General features: G+C 35.4%; 3 protein-coding genes, 5 tRNA genes and 1 pseudogene. All 9 read right to left on the bottom strand.

The window, feature by feature from the left end:
- Positions 1 to 118 precede the first annotated feature (118 nt).
- A tRNA-Thr gene (locus tag ACP5SP_RS07520) sits at positions 119 to 194 on the bottom strand.
- A gap of 26 nt (positions 195 to 220) precedes the next feature.
- Positions 221 to 297, bottom strand: a tRNA-Met gene (locus ACP5SP_RS07515).
- Between the two features lie 3 nt (positions 298 to 300).
- A tRNA-Gly gene (locus ACP5SP_RS07510) sits at positions 301 to 375 on the bottom strand.
- 3 nt (positions 376 to 378) lie between these two features.
- A tRNA-Tyr gene (locus ACP5SP_RS07505) sits at positions 379 to 465 on the bottom strand.
- 2 nt (positions 466 to 467) lie between these two features.
- Positions 468 to 543, bottom strand: a tRNA-Thr gene (locus ACP5SP_RS07500).
- A 174-nt stretch (positions 544 to 717) separates the two neighbouring features.
- Positions 718 to 1,251 (bottom strand): sigma-70 family RNA polymerase sigma factor, encoded by a 534-nt coding sequence (locus ACP5SP_RS07495; RefSeq protein WP_424587163.1) that lies wholly within the window; start codon positions 1,249 to 1,251, stop codon positions 718 to 720.
- Positions 1,235 to 1,993 (bottom strand): 23S rRNA (guanosine(2251)-2'-O)-methyltransferase RlmB, encoded by a 759-nt coding sequence (gene rlmB, locus ACP5SP_RS07490; protein ID WP_424587164.1) that lies wholly within the window; start codon positions 1,991 to 1,993, stop codon positions 1,235 to 1,237. Before rlmB ends, ACP5SP_RS07495 begins: the two co-directional genes overlap by 17 nt.
- Positions 1,986 to 3,482 carry a cysteine--tRNA ligase gene (gene cysS, locus ACP5SP_RS07485; protein WP_428076411.1) on the bottom strand — a complete coding sequence of 499 codons (1,497 nt, stop codon included), beginning with the start codon at positions 3,480 to 3,482 and terminating at the stop codon, positions 1,986 to 1,988. The genes rlmB and cysS overlap by 8 nt, the downstream gene beginning before the upstream one ends.
- A pseudogene (locus ACP5SP_RS07480) lies at positions 3,475 to 4,013 on the bottom strand (glutamate--tRNA ligase); the annotation flags it as partial. The pseudogene ACP5SP_RS07480 and the gene cysS, both read right to left, overlap by 8 nt.

Here is a 4,013-nt window from a genome sequence, read left to right as displayed (position 1 = left end):
ATATGACCAATGGTACCAATGTTTACGTGTGGCTTTACCCTTTCAAATTTTTCTTTAGTTGCCATGTTGTACCTCCTTCGCAATCTCTATTATATATAATTTTCATTAATCACGAAAATGGAGCCCACGACCAGGATTGAACTGGTGACCTCGTCCTTACCAAGGACGCGCTCTACCGACTGAGCTACATGGGCTCAAAAGGAAGCTAAAAATAAATTAATGGTCGCGGGGGCTGGATTTGAACCAGCGACCTCCGGGTTATGAGCCCGACGAGCTACCTGACTGCTCCACCCCGCAACCTGGAGCGGGAGACGGGAATCGAACCCGCGACGATCAGCTTGGAAGGCTGATGCTCTACCACTGAGCCACTCCCGCACATGGTGGGCAGGGAGGGATTCGAACCCCCGAAGGCACACGGCCAACAGATTTACAGTCTGTCGCCTTTAACCACTTGGCTACCTACCCACTGGAGCCGACGAGCCGACTTGAACGGCTAACCTACTGATTACAAGTCAGTTGCTCTACCCGTTGAGCTACGTCGGCATCCCGAATCTTATTATACAAATATTGAACTGTTTGTCAAGGGGTAAACCTCATTAAAAAAACAATCTTCTACTTAATCGGGCAATGCTCTTAAGATGATAAAACTTTTCTTGGAGCTTAAATCTTTAAAACATATTCGTTTCTTAAAAATTCTATTCTTCCAACTTAAAATTATTAGTCCGACTTCGAGCCTATAAATTGCTTAACTTTCTTTTTTATTCTTTGAATTGCGTTATCTATTGACTTGTAATCTTCTTGAAGAATATCTGCAATTTCTCCAATTTTTAAGCCATCAAGATATAGTTCAAAGACTTTCAATTCCTTTGGGGCAAGCAATTTTTTGAATTCGTCTATTTCTTCTTTAATTTCTATTTCTTTTTCAAAGTCATAAGTTTTTGAAATTGCTTCTTCAAGTGGAACCTCAAATTTTCTTCTCCGTAAAAAATCAAGAATTCTATTTCTAACATTTATGAACAAAAAATTTTCAAAATTCCCATAATTTTCGTTATAAGCATCAATACTTTTGAGTGCCGCTAAAAGCGCTTCAAGGTAAAGATCATCCCTGTCTTCTTTAGAAAGAAAAAGACCATAATACCGCACAATCTTTTTAATGAATGGTGTATAAATCTTAAGGATTTCCTCCTGAGCATTTCTATCGTGCGTCTTTGCTAATTTAAGAAGTTCATTTAAGCTATTTATACTCTCCATTTTTCAATTTTTCTTCAAATGCTTTAAAAAGGATTATTCCTGTTGCAACGGAAACATTCAGAGAATTGACTTTGCCTCTCATAGGGATCTTAACAACATAATCACACTCTTTAAGCAAGCCTTTCCTTACACCTTCTCCTTCGTTCCCCATAATGAATGCAAATGGATGATTTTTGTAGTCAATTTCAAAGTACAGATCTTTCGCATTAATATCTGTACCTATAATCCAAACTCCGTTTTCCTTAAGCTCGGAAATTGCCTGCGCTAAATTTGAAACCTTATAGATACTTACATGGAATACCGCACCAGACGAAACAGACATTACAGTCTCAGTAACATCACAAGATTCCCGCTCCTGTATAATTATGTCTTTAACACCTGCACATTCGGCGGCCCTTATTATTGCTCCAAAGTTTTGCGGATCCTGGATACGATCAAGTATAAGAATCAAACTATTTTTCTTAATTTTGAGTTCCGAAATATCCTTGTATTCATATGGAGCACCTACAGCAACTACACCTTGATGGTTCATTATTTTAAACCTTCTATCAAACCAACTTCTTTCTCTGAATAAGACTTGAATATCATTCTTCCTTGCATGTGCTAAAATTGAATTCAAGACACTCTCTTTGAGGTCAATTCCTTCTTGAACGATGACAAGCCTTATTGGATAATGAGCCCTTAATGCTTCAAGCACAGGGTTTCTGCCTATAATAAAATATTCGTTCTTAATTTTATCCATTTGTTGCCTCTAATCTATATTTTGTTCCCTCTTTTGTATCTTCTAAAATTATTCCGATTTCTTTAAGTCCATCTCTTATTTTGTCAGAAAGTGCAAAATTCTTTTCTTTCCTAAATTTGTTTCTTATCTCAATCAATGCATTAAGAGCCGTAACTGGATCACCTAAATCTTTCCCTTCAAGTTCTCTCTTTATACTTTCATCATGTAGAAACTCACTAACTACCCTATCGATTTTTTCTTTAAAGGAGAAATCAATATTCCTTTCAATCCCAATTCTATCAAAGCCAAGTATATAAAACATATCTTTAAGTACAGAATCAAGTAAAATTAAATCTTCTTTAGAAATACTATCTTTATTTGAGTTGAAAAACTTGAATATATCAAAGAGTACCGAAATTGCAACAGGAGTATTAAAATCATCATCCATTGCATTTAGGAACTGTTCTTTCCAACTGAATATTTGTTCCCTAATAGAGTTTATGCCTAAGGTACCTTTAGCCAAATACTTCTTCAATTCAAGATAACTATTATGTAGATACTCATAATTTTTTCTTGCAACTTCAAGACTTTCAAGATCAAAATTTAAAGGCTTCCTATACGATACAGATATATAAAACAATCTTAAAACCTCCCCATCATAATCTTCTAATAATGTGTGAAGATTAAAAAAGTTACGAAGAGATTTACTCATCTTTTCCTTATTTACATTAAGCATACCATTATGCACCCAGAATCTTACAAACGGCTCAACTCCTGTATATGCTTCAGATTGAGCAATTTCATTTTCATGATGAGGGAATATAAGATCATCTCCGCCACCGTGAATATCAAATGAGTTTCCCAGAATCTTAAGAGTCATTGCAGAGCATTCAATGTGCCATCCAGGACGACCTTTTCCCCACGGACTATCCCAGGATGGTTCCCCCTCTTTTGCCTTTTTCCATAGAGCAAAGTCGAGAGGATTTCTTTTTTCTGGATTAACTTCAATGCGAGCACCTGCCTGCAGCTCTTCAATATTTCTGTGAGAAAGTTTTCCATAATCTTTAAATTTACTCACATCAAAGTAAACTCCATCAGAAATCTCGTACGCGTATCCCTTCTCTTCAAGTACTTTTACCATTTCTATTATCTCTGGGATAAATTCGGTTGCTCTAGGATAAGCAAATAAAGGGAGAACATTTAATTTTTTTAGATCTTCAAGATAAATTGATGCAAATTTTTCTGCAAGCTCCTTGAAATTCACCTTAAGTTCATTTGATCTCTCAATAATTTTGTCATCAATGTCTGTGAAGTTAGATATATGTATAACTTCGTATCCAAGATATCTAAGGTATCGATGAATTACATCATAAACAACAGCAGAGCGTCCGTGTCCTGCATGTGCATAGTCATAGGGGGTAAGTCCACAAACATACATATATACCTTATTGGGTTCTCTTGTTGTGAATTCTTCAAGTCTTCTTGTTAGATCATTGTAGATCTTAAGCATCCAAAACCTCCAAAACCATTGCCAGTCTTCTTAATGACTCTTCTTTTCCTATGAAATATATAAATTCATGAACTTCCATTCCTTCTTCCTTCATTGTAATTGCAAGTCTCAATGGAAAATAGAGATTTTTTCCTTTTATTTTGAGCTCTTTACCAAGTTCGCGAATAATTGATAGAATTGAATCCATAGTAAAAGGTTCAAGCATTTCTAATCTATTCTTAAATTGCAGAATAAGTTCTTTTGAATTGTATTCCTTAAGTTTATCAATAATTTCTTTCCTTATTTCATAATTTTCAAAAAGTTGTGATGATATACGCTCAACATCCTTCACAGTATCAAAATGCTCTTTCATTGCCTCAATAAAAGAAAGCCACCATTCTTTTGGTTTTTTGCTAAAGTCAATACCGATTCGAGCTCCAACTTCATATATTCTCTCTGAAGGAGTTTGCATAAGATATTTATGATTCATCCATTTGAGTTTTTCAAAGTCGAAGATAGCAGGGGCTTTATTGACATTTGATAGATCAAAGA

This window comes from Caldisericum sp., from assembly GCF_049967455.1.
Classification (GTDB): domain Bacteria; phylum Caldisericota; class Caldisericia; order Caldisericales; family Caldisericaceae; genus Caldisericum; species Caldisericum exile_A.
This window is presented reverse-complemented; position numbering and strand designations above follow the sequence as displayed.

Bases quoted from the DNA above. Each gene is read 5' to 3' on its own strand.
- ACP5SP_RS07495 (WP_424587163.1), bottom strand. From the start codon at position 1,251: ATGGAGAGTATAAATAGCTTAAATGAACTTCTTAAATTAGCAAAGACG.
- rlmB (WP_424587164.1), bottom strand. From the start codon at position 1,993: ATGGATAAAATTAAGAACGAATATTTTATTATAGGCAGAAACCCTGTG.
- cysS (WP_428076411.1), bottom strand. From the start codon at position 3,482: ATGCTTAAGATCTACAATGATCTAACAAGAAGACTTGAAGAATTCACA.